Here is a 19,164-nt window from a genome sequence, read left to right on the forward strand (position 1 = left end):
ATCCGTAATCAAAAATGCCGAAGGCTCCGGCATCACTGTTTTATTTGTCAGCTTTATTTGTCAGCGTCTATGAACCGGTTTGGTAGCCGGCCAGTATGGATTTGATTTTGGCTATCTGGATTTTCGCGTCCTGATCAGCACTTTTCTCGCCCTGCTCTTCCAGTCGCGATGCTGCAGCCTGGAGCTCCCTGAAGGTATCAGCATAATGATCTGAAAGCCGGTTTATGCTTTCACCGAGATTTTCAAAATAATCATTTTTTCGTAACTTGATACGGGCACTCAGATCACCACCTGCCATGGAGGTAAGAGTTTCGGTAAAACGATAAACCGGGCCCGCAATTCGATGGGTATAGAAGATAATGAACAAATAAATCAAACCAAAATTCACAAGATAGACAACAACCATGAGTAACCACTGCCGTTGAATCAGGGCGCCGATTACGCCCCAACTGCTGTTTGCCATCCCCGCTGCTGCATTTTGTGCCAGCGCATATTGACCAAGCACATAAAAGTCTGCCCAAACCACCAGGGGTACGAGCAGCACTACCACCATCAATTCAAGCGCCAGGCGCATCTGGAACTTGCGATCAACAAGATATTGCTTACGCTTAATCATTTATCTCCCCCTGAGAACTTGACTGGCAGTACCACTGACCCACAACCGGGAATGATCAGCATTATCGTTACCGCCTGATTCTATCCATTTCTTTATTAATATTTTTAGTTAGTTTACGCCTGATGCCAGGTCGTGACAAGGCACTGCAAGTACGCTCCGGGTACGGGTCAAACCGGGTGATTTGGCCGGGAATTTCGGTATACTGCCGCCACTTTCACTACTAAAAATACCCTGAAACCGGACAACAATGACAAAAATCGACCGCCTGATTATCGCCAGCTGGATTGTTACCGCGGACAACGACAACCGGGTGCTTACCGATCATTGCATTGCCGTGAACAACGGCCGCATTGTTGACCTGGTTCCGCGGGACGAAGCAACAACACGCTTTACCGCTGGCGAAATCGTAGACCGAACGGGTTACGCCCTGATTCCGGGACTGATCAACGCCCACACCCATGCCAGCATGACGCTGTTTCGGGGCCTGGCCGATGACCTGGCGCTGATGGACTGGCTGCAAAACCATATCTGGCCTGCCGAGGCGCGCTGGGTCAGCCCGGCATTTGTGCGTGACGGTGCCGAACTGGCTGTCGCCGAAATGCTGCGCAGCGGCACCACTTGCTTTTGTGATATGTATTTCTTCCCCGAAGACGTCGCCCATATTGCACTCAATACCGGTATACGTGCCGTAATCGGCATGATCATGATCGATTTCCCCAGCGCCTATGCCCAGACCGCTGATGAGTACCTGAGCAAGGGCCTGTCCCTGCACGACGATCTGCGTGCCTCCGAGCTTGTTAAAACAGCGTTTGCGCCGCACGCCCCCTATACCGTTTCCGATGCGCCGCTTGGACGCATTGCCATGTACGCTGATGAACTGGACATCCCGGTTACCATGCATGTTCATGAAACTGCTCATGAAGTTGAAGAAGCGCAAAACCAGGTCGGCAAACGGCCGATTCAGCGACTACAGGAAATCGGCTTGCTGAATCCACGACTCAATGCGGTACACATGACCCAGATCAATGATGACGAAATCAGCTTGCTTGCCGATAGCGGTGTTCATGTAGTGCACTGCCCTGAATCCAACCTGAAGCTGGCCAGCGGCTTCTGCCCGGTCCAAAAACTCCTTGATGCCGGCGTCAATGTCGCGCTGGGTACCGATGGCGCCGCCAGCAACAATGACCTCGATATGCTCGCCGAAATGCGAACCGCGGCATTACTGGCAAAAGGCGTGGCAGGAAACCCCAGCGCAGTTCCGGCCATGACCGCACTACGCATGGCCACCATTAATGGCGCCAAAGCCCTAGGACTTGAAGAGGAAACCGGATCACTGGAACAAGGCAAGGCAGCCGATATCGTCGCTGTCAGGCTGGATACACTGGAAACGCAGCCGGTGTATGACCCGGTTTCACAGATTGTCTACAGTGCCGGACGCGAACACGTGGCTGACGTCTGGGTAGCCGGCGAACACTTGCTGAAAGAAGGCAAATTGACCACCCTGAATGAAACGGAATTATTGAACAAGGCCCGACACTGGCGTGGTAAAATCGCCGAAACCCCTTCTTCGGAGTAATGCCGTATGACGAGCAATAACGTCGATTACGCTGAAATTGCCAAATTTGAAGAACTGGCCTCACGCTGGTGGGATGCTGGCAGTGAATTCAAGCCGCTGCACGACATCAACCCTTTGCGCCTGGATTTTATTGATGTACGTGTTGGCTTGTCCGGGAAACAGGTGCTGGACGTCGGCTGCGGCGGCGGCATTTTGTCGGAAAGCATGGCGGTGCGAGGCGCTGCCGTTACCGGCATTGATATGGGTGAAGCGCCGCTGGCCGTGGCCAGGCTGCACCTGAAAGAATCCGGACAACAAGTGGACTACCAACGCATTACCGTGGAAGAGCTGGCCGATCAAAGACCGGGCAGTTTCGACGTGGTCACCTGCATGGAAATGCTGGAACACGTTCCGGAACCGGCGTCGACCATTGCTGCCTGCAAGCGCCTGGTAAAGCCTGGCGGGCACGTGTTCTTTTCCACCATCAATCGCAATCCCAAGGCATGGCTTTTTGCAATCGTCGGTGCCGAGTACATCCTGCGCATGTTGCCCAAGGGTACGCACGATTACCGAAAATTGATCAAGCCGTCCGAACTGGGCCGATGGGCGCGCCAGGCGGGTCTGGATGTGCGCGAACTCACCGGTATGCACTACAACCCGTTTTCAGGGCAATACCGCCTGGGTGACGGCGTCGATGTGAACTACCTGGTGTATACAGTACGCGCCACGGACAGCTAATCCGGCGGAAACACGACACATTCCCTTGATCGATAAACATCAACTTCGCAGCATTCTTTTCGATCTGGATGGCACGTTTGCCGATACGGCACCAGACCTGGCCGCGGCATTGAATGCCGTACTGGCCAGGCACGGAAAAGCCACTCTCCCCTACGAAATAATCAGGCCGGTTGCGTCGCATGGCGGGATTGCGCTGATCAAACTTGGTTTCGGGATTGAAGAAAACCATGACCATTTTGAATCGCTGCGCCAGGAGTTCCTCGATTACTACCAGGAGAATCTGTGCCGCGAAACCCGGGTGTTTCCGGGAATTCATGAGCTCCTGAATCATATTGAATCATCGGGACAGAACTGGGGTATTGTCACCAACAAACCCGCTTTCCTGACCGACCCACTCATGCTGACACTGGGTTTTGACGCGCGCGCTGCCTGCATAATCAGTGGCGACACCCTGCCGACCCGCAAACCGCACCCGGCTCCCATGCTGCTGGCCTGCGGCCAGGCCGGCAGCACTCCGGAGCAGTGCCTTTATATTGGCGATGCCCGCCGCGATATCGAGGCCGGTCGCAATGCCGGGATGCTGACAGCGCTGGCCAACTGGGGTTATATCGGCCAAGATGATCGGCCCGGACAATGGGGTGCTGATTTGCAGTTTACCAATCCCGGTGAACTGCTCGACTGGTTACGATAATGTATGGACTGACGCATTCCGACTGGCTGATAATTTCTGCGCTGGGCGCCTTTGTTATTGGAGGCCTGATGGGCATGCTCATCAGCCGCCTGGCACTGCAACACCGCATCACCGAGTTGTCGACCCGTCTTGCGGTCAACGCAGATGCTGCGGATGCCATGGAAAAAACTTTTGGCAGCCTGGCCACCGAAGCCTTGCGCCAGAGCAACAAGCAATTCCTTCAGCTGGCGGAACAGTCGCTGCACCAATTTCATATTCGCGCCCAGGGTGATCTCGGCCAAAAGGAAAAAGCCATTGAGAACCTGCTGAAACCAATACAGGAAGCCCTGAAAAAAACCGAGCAGCAGATGCATGACATCGAGAAAGACCGAAAAGAAGCCTACGGCGCCCTAAATAACCATCTGCAAAGCATGGCCAGCACCCAGCAACAATTGCAACTGGAAACCCGCAACCTGGTACAGGCCCTGAAACGACCGGAAGTACGGGGCCAATGGGGTGAATTGACCTTGCGTCGCCTGGTCGAACTGGCCGGCATGGTTGAGCACTGCGACTTTTTTGAGCAGGAGCAGGTCAAAGTCGAAGATGGCGCCTTGCGACCCGACCTGATCGTGCGACTGCCTGGCGGCCGCGAGATCGTAGTGGATGTGAAAACCCCGCTGGATGCCTACCTGAAAGCCATTGAAGCTGTAGACGACAATGCCCGCGCGGACGCACTGCTGCAACATACCCGTAACGTCAAGGAACGTATCCGCGAACTGGCAAGCAAGCGCTACTGGAGCCAGTTCTCGCAGGCGCCCGACTTTGTCGTATTGTTTATTCCCGGTGACCAGTTTCTCAGCGCCGCACTCGACCTGGATCGGGGCCTGCTGGAATACGCCTTGCAACAAAAAATTATCCTGGCCACCCCTACCAGCCTGGTTGCACTGCTGCGCGCGGTGGCCTACGGCTGGCGCCAGGAACAGCTTGCCGAAAATGCCGATCAAATCCGCACCACCGGCAGCGAACTTTACCGCCGCCTGGGTACATTTTCAGAACACTTGGGCAAATTAGGCAAATCCCTGGACGCGGCTGTCGGTGCATTCAACAAAACCGTGGGCTCGTATGACTCCAAGGTATTACCCGGGGCACGCAAACTCACTGAATTAGGCGTTGAAGAAAGCAAATCCCTTACCACGGTTGATCAAATTGAAAAAACCCCGCGAGAAGTGGAAGACCGCCAATCTTCCTGAAATGCGTCTACACTAGAGGGACAGGCAAGGGGCAGGTCAATCCAGTACCATAACTTGCTCCAGGCCATAGCCCGGACAAGGAACCAGAACCAGAGCGTACCTAGTATCGGGCACGCGCCCGAACGAGACTATGAACACGAACAACTCAACAGGCAGCAGCAATGATCGCCCCTATGTTCTCGTCGCCGAGGACTCGCCCACCACGCGCGTGGTCATTGAGCGCCATCTCAAGCAGTATTTCGACCTGATCACCGCGGCAGACGGGCAGGAAGCGTGGGATTTGATCCGTAGCGACAACAACATTGAGCTGGTTATCACCGATATCAATATGCCGAGAATGACAGGTATCGAATTATTACAGCTCATTCGGTCAGCCGACGATGACCGCATTTCTTCCATGCCGGTATTCATCATGACCAGCGCCGATGACGACGAAGCCGACAAGCACCAGGCATTGGACCTGGGTGCCAACGATTTTATTACCAAGCCGATCAACCCTATTGTTCTGCGTGCGCGAGTCAATGTGCACCATCGCCTGGCCAGGGCCACCAGGGAGCTGCAACAAACTGAATCCGGGGGCAAACCTGATCACCAGGGCCACTTTATCCAGGATGCCGACAAGTTCAGGGAAACCGCCAATCACGAAGTTGAAACGGCGGGCAAGGACAATACCAACCTGTCACTGCTGCTTGTCCAGATTGATTTGTACGACGAGCTGCGCGATGCCTACTCTGCCGGCGAACTTGGTTCCATTGAGACCAATGTTGGCGCACAACTTGCCCGCATCCTTCGCGGCATCGACACGGGCGCCAAAACAGGCGACGGTCAATTCACCGTATTACTTCCCGGTACGCGTCGACTGGGCGCGGCCGTGGTTGCTGAACGCATTCGAAAAAATATCGAGGCACTGGATATTGACCTTGACGGAAAGTCGGCATCGGTGACGATCAGTGTGGGGCTGGCATGCATTTCAACAGAAGATGCAGAAAACTATGATGCACTGATATCCATTTGTGACAAACGTGTTCAATTGGCCCAGGAGCTTGGATACAACCGAATCTGTGTTGACGATGAAGGTCGAACCAACTTTTCACGGCCTGGCAGTCATTCCTGATGACCATCACCGCTGCTGACAATCACGCCCGGTATCAACACCAGGCAGACAGTCATTATGAAAACTTTCCGGTCGCATCCTGGCTGCTGCCCCCTGCACTGCGTCACCCGGTTTCAGTTATTTATGCCTTTGCCCGCAACGCAGATGACTTCGCCGACGAAGGTGATATGGGTCGGGAAGAAAGACTGGCGAAACTGGATGATTACCGGAACAGGCTGTACCGGATTCAGCGCAATGAACCGGTTAATGACCCGCTGTTTCCGGAACTCAAAAAGGTCATTGATGCTTACGACCTGCCTTACCAGGCATTCCATGACCTGCTATCAGCTTTTTCCCAGGATGTTGATACCAGTCGATACCCGAGCCGGGAAACGCTGCTCGATTACTGCAGTCGTTCAGCCAATCCAGTCGGTTTGCTGTTACTGCACCTGGTCAAGCGCATCGATCCACAAGCTGTTCAGGAATCCAATGCCATTTGTTCGGCCCTCCAGATAATCAACTTCCTCCAGGATATTTCCGTTGATTATGAGAAAGGCAGGATTTATTTGCCATTAAATGAGCTTGAACAGTTTGGTATCGCCGAACATCACATTGCCGGACGGATATTTGATGACAACTGGCGGCGCTTCATCAGCTTCCAGCTGGACCAGGTGGAACAGCTTATGCGGTCCGGCGCGCTCCTGCCTTGCCGCTTGCCCGGTCGCATGAAATACGAGATCCGGGCCACTGTTGTCAGCGGCTTGCAGGTCATAAAACTGTTGCGCAAACGAAACCGGGCCGGGTTTACCAACCAGCCGCGACTTCGACTGCCAGACTGGGTTATGATCGCATTCAAGACGATTTTCTATCCCTGCAAATGACACCCGACGAATATTGCCAGCAAAAAGCCGGATCCAGCGGCTCAAGCTTTTACTACAGCTTCCTGTTTCTGCCGCCAGTCCAGCGGCAGGCAATGACAGCCCTATACGCATTCTGCCGTGAAGTGGACGACGTTGTTGATGATTGCACTGATACCAACGTAGCACGCGCTACATTGAACTGGTGGCGAGCCGAGGTGGAAAACACGTTCAATGGCAAGCCGCAACACCCCGTGACCCGGGCCCTGGCAACATCGCTTGAACATTTTGATCTGCAGGATACCTACTTTCACGAACTGATTGCCGGCATGGAAATGGACCTCACCCGGCACCGTTACAGCAACTTCGACGAACTGAAACTGTACTGCTACCGTGCCGCATCTGTTGTCGGCTTGCTATCTGCACGAATATTCGGTTACGAGAACAACAAGACCGAAGAATATGCTGTCGAACTGGGTATTGCTTTTCAGTTGACCAATATCATTCGCGATGTTGGTGAAGACGCGCGCCGGCAAAGAATCTATCTACCGGGCGATGAACTTTCCCGGTTTAATGTATCAGAACATGAACTGATTGAACTGGCACCTGGCCCGGGATTTGACTCATTGATGCAGTTCCAGGCCCAACGTGCAAGGCAATATTACAGCAATGCTTTCCGGTTGCTGCCTGGTTCTGATCGTTGTCGCCAACGCCCCGGGCTGGTAATGGCCGCTATCTATTCGCGCTTGCTGGACAAGCTCGAACAAAACCGGTTTCCGGTTTTGCAAAAACGTCTTGGCCTTGCGCCAATCAACAAGCTTTGGATTGCGTGGCGCACATCGGTCCAGGAAAAACGCGGGTGCCGTGAATAATGAACGTGATTGTCATTGGTGCCGGCTGGGCCGGACTGGCTGCCGCTGTCGAACTGGTCAGGCACGGTCACTCGGTTACCGTACTTGAATCCGCAAGACAACCTGGTGGCCGCGCCCGTGCCGTAGCTTTTAACGGTATGCATATCGACAACGGTCAACATATTCTCATCGGTGCCTACCGGTCCGTACTGGAACTGATCCAGCTGTTCGGCATTGAAGAGTCCCGGGTATTCAAACGAATCGCGTTAACCCTGAAACTGACAAGACAACCCGCCGGCAACAGGACCATTTCGCTCAAAGCCTGGCCATTACCAGCACCACTGCACCTGTTGCTCGGACTGCTGACCATGAAAGGTGCGCCGTGGAAACACAGGCTGGTGATCATCAAGGCAATGATTTCAATGCGTGGATCCGGCTTCAAGGTTGAACAAGACTTGCCACTGCTGGATTACCTGGTGCAACTCGGACAACCGCAACAGGTTATAGAGTACCTGTGGCAACCCCTGTGCATTTCAATTATGAATACACCGATTGATCAGGCTTCAACACAAATGTTTCTCAGGGTAATCAGGGATTCCTTCTTCGCGGACAAGGCCGATTCGGAAATGCTGCTGCCGGTTACCGATCTCGGGCAATGCCTGCCACAACCGGCAATGGACTATATAGAAATCAATGGCGGCACAGTGCGTCTTGGCAGTCGCATAGTCTCCATTGCAACAGACGACAATCATGTGACCGGTGTTTGTGATACAAACAACTCCACACTGCAGGCAGATCACGTGGTGATTGCGACCGGCAACGAAGCTGCGCAACAGCTACTTCGCCCAATCCTGGCTGCCGAGCCTATCTGCAGCGGGCTCGAAAGACTGGGCGCATTGCCAATCACTACTGTATTCATCAAGTACCCTGCCGGAACCCGTCTGCCCAACGACTTTATCGGCACGCTTAACATGCATAGCCAGTGGTTTTTCGATCGAGGCCGACTAACCGACAATGACGGCTTGATCGCTGTAGTCATCAGCGGACCCGGGCAGCACATACGCATGACCAATGATGAACTGGGCAAAGTTATCGCGGGAGAGTTGTCAGCCTGTTTCAGGCACCTGCCTGACGTCGAAGCCATCAAGATAATTCGCGAAAAACGCGCTACCATTCACGCGCGCCCCGGAGTCGATCAATACCGGCCAGACAATTCCACCAAGATTGACGGTTTATGGCTTGCCGGAGACTACACCAATACCGGCTATCCAAGCACGCTCGAAGGCGCTGTTCGCAGCGGCCTGCGCTGCGCCAGACTGATTATGGAATCATCACAGGCATGAAAAACTATTCGCCTGCAAAAGACATCCTGAAGAATCGGGTTATTCTTGTGACTGGCGCCGGTTCCGGCATTGGTAAGGCAGCGGCGCTGAAATTTGCCGAATACGGCGCAACAGTTGTGCTGCTGGACAAGGCTGAAGCCAAGATTGAGTCGGTATATGACCAGATCGAATCTTCAGGCCAGGCCAGGCCCGCATTGTTCCCGATGGACCTGGCGACCGCCACGCCCGATGCCTATACCGGCCTCGCGGCCGCGTTGTCGCAGGAATTCGGCAAGCTGGACGGATTACTGAACAACGCCGGCATACTGGGCTCCATTACGCCGCTGAATCTTTACGATGACCAGCTTTGGGACAAGGTGATGAACGTTAACCTGCATGCCCCCTACCGCTTGACCCGCGCATGCCTTGGCTTGATGGCACAATCTCCAGACGCATCCATAGTCTTTACCACCGCCGATGTCGCGAGGCACGGGCGTGCTTACTGGGGCGCCTATGCTGTTGCTGCAGCCGGTGTCGAAGCAATGACACAGGTATGGGCAGAAGAACTTGATGGAGATAACCGGGTTCGTGTCAACGCCATTAATCCCGGTGCTGTCTATACTGATATGCGCGCCAAGGCCTACCCGGGCGAAAACCCCAAAACCCTGGTCAAGCCGGCGGACATAATGCCCGCCTACCTGTACCTGATGTCCGCTGACAGTCGGGCAGTCAGCGGACGTGTTATCAATGCTCAGGATGATTTCTGATCCGTAGCAATACCTGTATCGGCCTTGCGCCCCGAACGGCCCCGGAAAAATATAATGACATCACTGGCCACCATCAGCATGGCCGGTAGAACAATCAGTGTAATCAATGTGGCAAATACCAGGCCCCACGACAAGGCCAGCGCCATACCGGCCACAAACGGATCCATGCCGCCCCATCCATAGGCCGTGGGTAACAACCCGACAACGGTCGTTGTTGCCGTCAGAACAACAGCACGAAGGCGTCGCCGGCCGGCTGCCATGATGGAGTCATACAGGCTCATGCCTTCGTTGCGAGCGCGTTGCACGAACACCAGCAACACCAGCGCACTGTTTACCACCACACCGGACAGCGCCACCATACCCATTAATGACATGAACGACAGCGGCGAGGGACGACCGAGACTGTCATGAATAAAGAAGCTGATAATGATCCCCACCATACCGAATGGAATGGCCGACATTACCACAAGCGGGTAACTCAACCGGTTGAACTGGATCGCCAGCAGGAAAAACACGCCGAGCATGGCAAAGGCGAATGACCTGACCAGGCTCATTACTGACTCCTGGTTCTGTTCATTTTCACCGCCGTAGCTGACATTCACATCGGTTTTCAGATCGCCGAGCCACTCGGCTTCCGTTGTGGCGATACGGTTGTTCAGCGCGACACTGGTAATCACACCAACATCGACATTGGCGGAAACACTGACAATATTGATTCCTTCGCTATGCCGGACAGCGGTAAAACCGGAATGCTCGACAAGCTTCGCGATGCGATGCAGCGGAACCAGTCCGCCACGGCGAGTAGGAATCAGTAACTGTCGGAGCACCTCGATGCCCTTGGTACCGGCGTCAGGATAGCGGATAGTGATATCGATTTCCTCGGTGCCGCGCCGGGTAGTTTCAACCCGCAGACCCCCGACAGCGGCTCGCACGTGGGCTGCTGCAGTAGCCAGGTCGACACCTGCATAAGTTGCCAGCGAACGATCGACAACAACGTGTATCTCCGGGTCGCCCTTGTCGAGGTCGCTCTCGACGGACGTTACACCATCAATCTTCTCAAGATACGCCAACAACCGGTGGGCCGCCATTTCTGCCTTGGCACCATGCGTACTGGATAACTTGGCTTCCAGTGCGCGCCCGGTTGGCGGGCCATGCTTGAGTTCCTCGAAGGCGACTTGCAGCTTCGGGAACATGGGAACAATTTCAGCTGAAATACGGCGAACATCGTCTACAACTTCATGATCCGGTCTTAGCGAGGCTGGCGTATAAATCACCTGGATCTGGCCAAAACGACTACCGCGCTGGGTCAAGGGATCGCCTCCATCCTTGGCAATCTGGCCAACACCGATTAGTGTTGCTTCCAGGTGCTTGGGATCAATTCTGTTTCGAATTTCGCGATCAACCACCCGCATACGTTCCCGCATCTGGTCAATATTGGTGCCTGCCGGGGCAACAATACGAACGTTAAACTGGTCCGCACCGAATGGCGGGAATAACTGGAACTGCATAAAGGCAACGGCCAGCCCAAACGAGCCAAAGAACACCACCGTGGCAATGCCGATGGTTTTCCATCGGTGTGACAACACCCAGGCCAATACCCCTGCGTACCAGTCTTCCAGCCTGACGATCCAGCGACGCTCCTGGGGCTGATCCTTGGATCTGGCCAGCAGCGCCACGTGGCTGGGCAATATCAGGAACGATTCAAGCCAGGAAAAAACCAGCAAGATAATAACCACGAGCGGGATGCCGTAGATAAACTTGCCAATCATTCCGGACATAAACATCAGTGGAACAAATGCGACAACCGTAGTCATGACCGTTGTCGTCACCGGGCCCATCAACTCGTAGGCACCGATAACGGCGGCCTGTTTCGGTGGCATGCCGCGCTCCATGTGCCAGGTAATGTTCTCACCAATAATTATTGCATCATCCACCAGCATGCCAAGAACCATGATGAAGCCGAACATCGTAATCATGTTGAGCGTAATGTCTGCCATGTAAAGGGTATACAGACCGGTCAAGAACACAATCGGCAATCCCCATGTCGTTGACATGGATACGGAAGGCCGGAGAAACACGATCAACGTCAGGAACACAAACACGATGCCAACCATGCCATTGTTGGTCAGCACGTTGAGACGCAGCTTGGCAATCTGTGACATATCACGGAAAACATTCACCTTGATATTGTCGCCGTATCGGGCTGGAACAGTTTCAAGATATTTTCTGACTTCCCTGACTGTATCGATTATGTCGCCATCAGCCTTTTTGAGTATGAACAGGCTCAGCGCGGAAGAACCGCCAACGTCGTAATGCCTCCTGGCCTTCTCCAGGGTCTCCGTCACCTCGGCAACATCTTTCAGGCGTAGTCCGCCACCGGACTCATTGGCACGCAATACCAGGTCACCGGCATCAACAGCATTCTTCATTTCACCGACAATGCGGACAGCCTTTTGGCCATCAGCAGTATCGAGGTCACCGCCTGGTGAATTAATATTCCATCCGGACAATACGCTGGTGATTTCGCCGATGGAAATACGATGGCGCGCCATCTTTTGCGGGTCTACGACAACGCGAATCTCGGCTTTGCGATCCCCCTGGACCACAACACGCGCAACGCCCTCCACCTCCAGAAGATCATCAGACATCCGGTCACCGAGTCGTTTCAACTCAAGTTCTGACATCGACGATGACACGGCAAAATGCAGTATTGGAAACACAGAACCATCTATCTCGGTAACAGACGGATCAAACGGCAGATCTGCCGGCAACACGGCACGATCAACCGCCAGTTGCACATCAGAAACTATCCGGTCGCGATTATTCGCACCCGGGTCCAGCTCCAGAACGATTCGCGCCGAACCCGGGAACGAAACAGAGGTCATCTTGTCGATACCATTGATCGACTTGATTTCCTGCTCGATTGGCGTGACTACCAGTCGCTCCATTTCCCTGGGTGTTGCACCAGGATACGCGGCTTCAACCTGGATCATATCGAGATTGACATTGGGAAAGGCTTCGCGCTTGATGTCGATGGCGGCCCAGCCACCCAGAATCAGCAGCATCGCCGATACAAGGTTGATCAACAGGCTGCGATCCACCAGAAACCCGATAATTGCCCGCATTAGTTTTTCTCCCTGTTTTCAGGCTCAAGTTGTACCACCGGCATCAGCACGCCTCTCCATAACGACATGATCGCCAGTCTTTGCGCGAGTTGTGTTTCCTGCTGAATCAGGCCCAGTTCAGCTGCACTCAATTCTTCTTCAAACTGGATCAATTGACTGATATCGATTCGACCATCGCGATAGCGAAACTGGCCTTCTCGATATTTTTCCTGTTCCGCAACCAGGCGTGCGCGTTGCGCCGCAACTGATTCCTGGTTTCTGAGAATCTCGGTATGCAGGCTGGCAACGTTGTATTCCATGTCAGCCTCCGCGCCGGTCAATTGCTCCATGGCGCTGTCGTGGGCCAGTTGAGCCTGCATCAGATCAGCGTCAACACCGCGCTTGTCAAGACCGCGACGATATTCAATAGTCAGACTGCCGGCCTTGTCGGTTTCATCAATACTGGCGCCGGCCGAGTCCTCTCCACTCAATCCACGATAACCAACAGACAAGGTCAGGTCGAGCGTGTCGCGCTTGTTGTCACGACGATTGTTGACCCAGGCAGCCGCCTGCTCCGCACGCGCACGAATACTGCCAACATAAGGGTCACGCGCACGAATCTGGTTCAGCGCTTCTTCAAGCGGCAGTGTGTAATCGCCAGGCCCGACAACTGGCACAAACTCCTTGTGCCATGGCTGCATCATCATTCGGTTCAATGCATTGCGTTGCTGCGTCCAGGAAAGCTCCAGCGTTTTCAGGTCAGCTTCACGCGCATGAACCAGTGCCCTGGCCTGCAACCTGTCCTTTCGATCGTTGATGCCGATTCTTTCGTTGCGGCCGATGTGGGCAAGCAATCTCTTCGAGCGATTAAGGCTTTCGCGACCGTGCTGCAGGCGTCGCGAAACAAACGCTGCGCCGTAGTAGCGCTCGATATACTGTCGGCCCAGGCCATCCTGTCTTGCCAGAAATTCATAGCGTGCCTGCTCGCCTTGCGCTTCGGCACTTTTCATGCCCGAATGGTATTCGACATTTCCCCAGCCCTTTGCCAACGGCAGACGATAGCTGAGATCAGCACGACTTGAATGCGAAGGATTGGGTAATAGCGGACTCAATGCCAGTGCGCTGTCTTCATAAACATAACCAAGCCCGAGCTCAACATTGCCGCCGAGCGCCAACGGCTTTCCCAGGCCCGCGCTGACGGTTCCCCGATCAACCGGGGTCCCCATAAACGATATATCGTGTTCAGCCTTGACCGTACTGCGCAATTGCCAGCCAAGTCGACTGTCGGCCTTGTCGATTTCCAGTGCCCCGCTTCGCGCCTGCATGCCGGAAGACTTGAGTTCCGGTGAATTCTGAATTACGAGAGACATGCCTTGTTCAAGGGTCAACACATTGTCCTCGGCACCAGCCGATGCTGCTCCCAGCAAGAGCGCAAACAAAAAACGTTTCACCTGATCGTATCCTTTCTTATGCCTTCAATTATCAGATCCAGATATGTATCCAGATAAACAGGGGTATCACAAGTTTCGTTATCGAACGGTTTCAACGAGCGCTCCCATATGGCTGCCAAAACCATGGGCGCCATAATCGCCCTGGCGGCATGCTTGATATCACATTGCCTGAACTCACCCGACTGGATACCTTTTTCCACTATGCTTTCGAAAATAACGCGCATGCGCGACACAACTTCCTCAATAAACAGTCGTGCCAGTTCGGGAAAGTTCCCGGCATCAGCCATAACCATTTTCGGAATACCACAAAGACGTGTTTCGCCAACCGTCTGCCACCAGTTTTGTATCAGGCTGCGCAACAGCTCGGTGCCGGACCCGGAAAAATCCGCTGCCAGCTTTTCAATCCTGGCGACTTCCGGCACCACGATTTCCTTGACCACGGCGACAAACAGCGCATCCTTGTTTTCGAAATAACGATAGACAGTGCCCTTTGAGACCCCGGCACGACGGGCTACGTCATCAAGTCTCGTGGCAGCAAACCCGCGCTCAACAAAGATATCCAAAGCGGCGTCGACAATTTCCTGGGGTCGCGCCTCTTTCCGGCGCTGCCAACGTGCGCAGCAATCGGCTTCATCGGTGTTCATAGTACCCACCTTCATGAATTGAGAATTGTTAACTGACTTATAAGTCAATTATTTCGAATATTTGACTCAATTGTCAATAAGGGAATACGGGCGATAAAAAATCCCGCCGTTCGCGGGATCTTTCTGATTTCTGTGCGGTCAGAGACTTCAACACATGGCAGCGAGCAGCCGATCTTCCAGCTCAATTCGTTCCGCCAAAATTTCGCCCAGAACAGACAAGTCTTCATCAAAATCATTTGAAATCGGGCAATTATCTTCGCAGTCATACTTGTCATTAAAATCCAGGACCACATCCGTTGTTCGGGTAATGCGTGGATACAAATCTTCAGCCATTTCGATAACTTGCTGACGTCGCTCTTTGCCACTGACAATTCGTTCGTACAAACTAAAATGCCCTGCCGCTACATAATCCACCAGCATCTGGCATAACTGCTCCAACAACCCGTATTGACTGTCCCGGTTTTCCGTATAAGGGCTCAGGCCGGCAACCCGGCAATACAAGACCAGTAACTCGGCGCGTTCAGCTGTAAGTTTTTTCACCAGGTTTACAGACCCGGAACGACGGTCGCGCTCTTTGTCGGTCATCCCTGTCTCAAATGAAGCCATTTCCATTCTTTAGCCCTCTTTCCTGATAACGTGCAGTGTCCTGCTTATGGCGATCACTATACCCCGGGGCCGATTTTTTGTTAATCAAAACAGTGTCGATTGAGAAATACTTATTGATTCCAAGTGCCTGAATTTCCGCGATATAAGCAAAAGGTGATATGAAATATTGTAAAGGAATGTCAAAACGGCATACCCGGAAAACGGCCGCCCATGCCGCGAAGCATGTTAGCCATGCCACCCTTTTTCATTTTCTTCATCATGCGTTCCATTTGCTGAAACTGTTTCAACACGCGATTAACATCCTGAACCTGGGTGCCCGAACCGGAAGCAATCCGGCGCTTCCTTGAACCCTTGATGACATCCGGAAACTGTCGCTCCTGCGGCGTCATGGAATTTACAATGGCTACTGTTTGACGGACCTGCCTGTCACCCAGTTGCGCGGCACTGGCATCCGGGATTTTTCCAGCCATTCCCGGAAGCTTGTCCATGATCCCTGCCATGCCACCCATCTTTTCCATTTGCATCATCTGGTCGCGAAAATCTTCGAGGTCAAATCCACCTTTCTTGATCTTGCTAACCAGCTTTTCCGCCTGCGCCATATCGACATTGGCTTGAACCTCCTCAACCAGGCTGACCACGTCACCCATACCCAGGATACGGGACGCCAGTCGATCAGGATAAAACGGTTCCAGGGCATCAGTTTTCTCGCCTGTACCCAGAAACTTGATCGGCTTGCCCGTGACATGACGAATCGACAATGCCGCACCACCGCGGGCATCACCGTCAGTCTTGGTAAGAATGACGCCGGTAAGGGGCAAGGCCTCATCGAAGGCTTTGGCTGTATTAACCGCATCCTGTCCGGTCATGCTGTCGACAACAAACAGCGTCTCGGCCGGCTCACACACCCTGTGAACAGCCTTGATTTCGTCCATCATATCCGCGTCCACATGCAGACGGCCGGCGGTATCGACAATCAATACATCCGCTACCTGCACACGCGCCGCATCAATCGCCGATCTGGCGATATCAAGGGGTTTCTGCGAGGTATCACTAGGGAAAAATTGCGCCCCTACTTCGGAAGCCAGGCGCTGGAGCTGGTCAATCGCTGCAGGCCGGTATACGTCAGCGGACACCAGCATGACTTTCTTTTTGTCCAGCACCAGGCGACGGGCAAGCTTGGCGACACTGGTAGTTTTACCTGCGCCCTGCAAACCGGCCACCAGGATAACCGCGGGAGGCCTGACAGAAAGGTCGAGCGCATCATTGGTTTCGCCCATGAGTGCGACAAGCTCATCATGCACTACCTTAACAAGCGCCTGACCCGGTGTCAGACTGGTCAGCACCTCTTTGCCTCGAGCAGCCTCTTTGACTTGCCCAATGAACGCCTTGGTAACAGGCAGGGCAACATCCGCTTCGAGCAAGGCCATGCGTACTTCGCGCAAGGTTTGAGCCATGTTTTCATCGGTCAGGCGCGCCTGACCGCGCAATTTTCTGGCAGTCGCCTGAAGCCGTTGGCTGAGATTATCGAACATTTACTACTCCAAAACACGGTGCCTGCAGCAAGTCGTGGCCAACAGGCACGTCCGGATCCCCGGATATCCAGGGACTCCTATTCATACACGTTTAAGCTTGAAGAGAAAAGACGTGGCCGACAGTCAGCGCTTTTGGCATGGTTCCGTGATGATGCTCGGCGATTTCCCGCATAATGGTTTTTTCCTGGCCGGGCATGAGATGGGTAATAAATACCTCGGCGTCAGACTCCAGCTTCTGAAGTTCCCGGGCAATGGTCTGCGGACACAAATGCTTGGAAATTCCGGCCAACTCTTTTTCGGAATCCTCGAACGTCGTCTCGATAACAACATACTGCAGATCATCACAGGCATTAAGAACCCGCCAGAATTCCTCTGTCGGGGCCGTATCGCCGCTGAATGCGAGGCTGCCACTATCGGAACTCACCAGGTATCCGACAGCAGGCACAGTATGTTCAACGGGAATGGATCGGAATTTTCGGCCCTTTATTTCTACCACCTCGCCCGGCTGCATTTCCTCGAGAATGGCGAATGGCCGGTCCGGCGTCGGGACCGCTGTGAAATCCGGCCAAAGCTTCCAGTTAAATAAATGCTCTCGCAGCGTCAAGATCGTCTCCGGTAGCGCATGAATCACTACCGGATTTTCCAGCCGGTCACCAATGGCGTCCAGCATCAATGGCAGGTTGGCAATATGATCAAAATGTGAATGGGTCAGGAAAACATGCTCAATAGCAGCCATGGCGTCGAGATCCAGATCCCCAACACCGGTACCGGCGTCAATCAGGATATCGCCATCTACCAGAAAAGACGTGGTGCGCGCCCTGCCGCCAATCGCCCCGTTGCACCCGAGCACAGTAATATCCATAACACTCCATCGTATTTCGGTTTGCCAATTTTCTTGTTTTTATCGGGATGGCCCACCGGCTAGTCGGCATGCCAATGCTACCACAGCATTCCTCGTTTGCCATGCCTCGATCGGGACTCCCTGACCATGCTATTCACAGGCGATCAACAGCATAATTTTTTGATCTTGGCACAAAAATATTGGCCCGTTCCGGTCGCCGTTCACAGTTTTGCCAATAGGCAGTTCTTGCCGTATAAGCAAGGCGGTGCCATTATCAGGCTGAACTCGAGACAAGACAACAACACAACATGCCTCAAATAATCTATATCAGCATCACCAGCATTTTTTATATTCTGGCCTGCACACTTATTATACGAACATTGTGGCTGGCCAGGCCGCTGGGCAAGCAGGGCAAAAAAGCGCTTGTTGCAGCGCTTGCGGCCGGCTTGCTGTTTCACGCAGGGGCGCTGTATCACAGCCTGCACTCAGACGCTGGTCTTAACCTGGCGCTCACCTCCGCTGCATCGCTGGTATCCTGGACCATTATCCTGCTCTACACGCTGGCGCTGATTCGCTACCCTATTGAGAACCTGGGATTGGGCATTCTGCCGATCACGCTGGTTTGCCTGGTCTCGCAACTGCTGTGGCCTTCACTCCACGCACTGCCGATCCAGAACTCCATGGCCCAAGCCAGCCATATTACCGTCTCGCTGCTGGCCTACGCATTGCTAAGCCTGGCCGCCGCCCAAAGTTGCGTCGTAATGGTTCAGGAATACAAATTGCGCCACAAGCACCCGGGCGGATTCATGCATGCACTGCCTCCGGTCCAGTTAATGGAAAAGCTCATGGTGCAACTGGTCGCAATTGGTTTTGTGTTGCTGACCTTTACTGTCATCAGCGGCCTGTTTTTTTCCCAGGAAATCTTCGGAAAACCATTCAAAATCACGCACCATAACCTGCTGTCTATCATGGCCTGGCTGGTATACGGCAGTTTCCTGCTTGGTCGGTGGCGTTTCGGCTGGCGGGGGAAAATAGCCATTCGCTGGGTATTGATTGGCAGTGCCCTGCTGGTACTGGGTTACCTTGGCACCAAGTTCGTTGTGGAAATCGTCCTGAACCGCTAGTCCCGGTCGCACCAAGCAAAACCGAATCTCCAGTTTCCCGACCAACCGCACCACCAAAACTACAAAAAAATAGCCGCGTGGAAATCCACGCGGCTATCTGCACCTAGTTCAAGGGCGTTGCCGCCACAAGGAGCTAATGTAAT

General features: G+C 53.7%; 17 protein-coding genes. 10 read left to right on the forward strand and 7 right to left on the reverse strand.

Features of this window, described 5'->3' with window-relative positions:
• Window positions 1-67: 67 nt before the first annotated feature.
• Window positions 68-616 carry a hypothetical protein gene (locus OEZ10_08425; protein ID MDH5633007.1) on the reverse strand — a complete coding sequence of 183 codons (549 nt, stop codon included), beginning with the start codon at window positions 614-616 and terminating at the stop codon, window positions 68-70.
• Window positions 617-863: 247 nt separating this feature from the next.
• On the opposite strand from OEZ10_08425, the gene OEZ10_08430 reads away from it, so the two are divergent.
• The 9 genes from OEZ10_08430 to OEZ10_08470 all read left to right on the forward strand — a co-directional run bounded on the left by OEZ10_08430 (window position 864) and on the right by OEZ10_08470 (window position 9,719).
• Complete coding sequence (locus OEZ10_08430) at window positions 864-2,192, forward strand: TRZ/ATZ family hydrolase (GenBank protein ID MDH5633008.1); 1,329 nt, start codon at window positions 864-866, stop codon at window positions 2,190-2,192.
• 6 nt (window positions 2,193-2,198) lie between these two features.
• The gene (gene ubiG, locus OEZ10_08435) at window positions 2,199-2,909 is read left to right on the forward strand and encodes a bifunctional 2-polyprenyl-6-hydroxyphenol methylase/3-demethylubiquinol 3-O-methyltransferase UbiG (GenBank protein ID MDH5633009.1); all 711 of its coding nucleotides are present in this window, start codon (window positions 2,199-2,201) and stop codon (window positions 2,907-2,909) included.
• A gap of 28 nt (window positions 2,910-2,937) precedes the next feature.
• A complete protein-coding gene (locus OEZ10_08440; GenBank protein ID MDH5633010.1) occupies window positions 2,938-3,600 on the forward strand; it encodes an HAD-IA family hydrolase in 663 nt (220 codons plus the stop codon).
• Window positions 3,600-4,829 carry a DNA recombination protein RmuC gene (rmuC, locus tag OEZ10_08445; GenBank protein ID MDH5633011.1) on the forward strand — a complete coding sequence of 410 codons (1,230 nt, stop codon included), beginning with the start codon at window positions 3,600-3,602 and terminating at the stop codon, window positions 4,827-4,829. The genes OEZ10_08440 and rmuC overlap by 1 nt, the downstream gene beginning before the upstream one ends.
• A 130-nt stretch (window positions 4,830-4,959) precedes the next feature.
• On the forward strand, window positions 4,960-5,943 hold the full coding sequence (locus OEZ10_08450) for a response regulator (protein ID MDH5633012.1): 984 nt from the start codon (window positions 4,960-4,962) through the stop codon (window positions 5,941-5,943).
• Window positions 5,943-6,803 (forward strand): squalene synthase HpnC, encoded by an 861-nt coding sequence (gene hpnC, locus OEZ10_08455; GenBank protein ID MDH5633013.1) that lies wholly within the window; start codon window positions 5,943-5,945, stop codon window positions 6,801-6,803. The genes OEZ10_08450 and hpnC overlap by 1 nt, the downstream gene beginning before the upstream one ends.
• Window positions 6,800-7,651 carry a presqualene diphosphate synthase HpnD gene (gene hpnD, locus OEZ10_08460; protein MDH5633014.1) on the forward strand — a complete coding sequence of 284 codons (852 nt, stop codon included), beginning with the start codon at window positions 6,800-6,802 and terminating at the stop codon, window positions 7,649-7,651. Before hpnC ends, hpnD begins: the two co-directional genes overlap by 4 nt.
• Window positions 7,651-8,973, forward strand: coding sequence for a hydroxysqualene dehydroxylase HpnE (gene hpnE, locus OEZ10_08465; GenBank protein ID MDH5633015.1), 1,323 nt, complete (start codon window positions 7,651-7,653; stop codon window positions 8,971-8,973). Before hpnD ends, hpnE begins: the two co-directional genes overlap by 1 nt.
• Entirely contained in the window at window positions 8,970-9,719 is a 750-nt protein-coding gene (locus OEZ10_08470) for a YciK family oxidoreductase (protein ID MDH5633016.1), read from the forward strand. Before hpnE ends, OEZ10_08470 begins: the two co-directional genes overlap by 4 nt.
• On the opposite strand, the gene OEZ10_08475 is transcribed toward OEZ10_08470, so the two are convergent.
• The 6 genes from OEZ10_08475 to OEZ10_08500 form a co-directional block, all read right to left on the reverse strand.
• The gene (locus tag OEZ10_08475; GenBank protein ID MDH5633017.1) at window positions 9,704-12,844 is read right to left on the reverse strand and encodes an efflux RND transporter permease subunit; all 3,141 of its coding nucleotides are present in this window, start codon (window positions 12,842-12,844) and stop codon (window positions 9,704-9,706) included. The genes OEZ10_08470 and OEZ10_08475 overlap by 16 nt on opposite strands.
• Window positions 12,844-14,274 (reverse strand): TolC family protein, encoded by a 1,431-nt coding sequence (locus OEZ10_08480; protein ID MDH5633018.1) that lies wholly within the window; start codon window positions 14,272-14,274, stop codon window positions 12,844-12,846. Before OEZ10_08480 ends, OEZ10_08475 begins: the two co-directional genes overlap by 1 nt.
• Window positions 14,271-14,918 carry a TetR/AcrR family transcriptional regulator gene (locus tag OEZ10_08485; GenBank protein ID MDH5633019.1) on the reverse strand — a complete coding sequence of 216 codons (648 nt, stop codon included), beginning with the start codon at window positions 14,916-14,918 and terminating at the stop codon, window positions 14,271-14,273. Before OEZ10_08485 ends, OEZ10_08480 begins: the two co-directional genes overlap by 4 nt.
• 147 nt (window positions 14,919-15,065) lie before the next feature.
• Window positions 15,066-15,503, reverse strand: coding sequence for a sigma D regulator (locus tag OEZ10_08490; protein MDH5633020.1), 438 nt, complete (start codon window positions 15,501-15,503; stop codon window positions 15,066-15,068).
• Window positions 15,504-15,703: 200 nt separating this feature from the next.
• Window positions 15,704-17,056 carry a signal recognition particle protein gene (gene ffh, locus OEZ10_08495; GenBank protein MDH5633021.1) on the reverse strand — a complete coding sequence of 451 codons (1,353 nt, stop codon included), beginning with the start codon at window positions 17,054-17,056 and terminating at the stop codon, window positions 15,704-15,706.
• A gap of 91 nt (window positions 17,057-17,147) precedes the next feature.
• Window positions 17,148-17,918, reverse strand: coding sequence for a 3',5'-cyclic-nucleotide phosphodiesterase (locus OEZ10_08500; GenBank protein MDH5633022.1), 771 nt, complete (start codon window positions 17,916-17,918; stop codon window positions 17,148-17,150).
• A gap of 287 nt (window positions 17,919-18,205) precedes the next feature.
• On the opposite strand from OEZ10_08500, the gene ccsA reads away from it, so the two are divergent.
• Entirely contained in the window at window positions 18,206-19,021 is an 816-nt protein-coding gene (gene ccsA, locus OEZ10_08505) for a cytochrome c biogenesis protein CcsA (GenBank protein MDH5633023.1), read from the forward strand.
• Window positions 19,022-19,164: the final 143 nt, after the last annotated feature.

Source organism: Gammaproteobacteria bacterium (assembly GCA_029880545.1).
GTDB lineage: Bacteria > Pseudomonadota > Gammaproteobacteria > Acidiferrobacterales > SZUA-150 > JAOUOD01.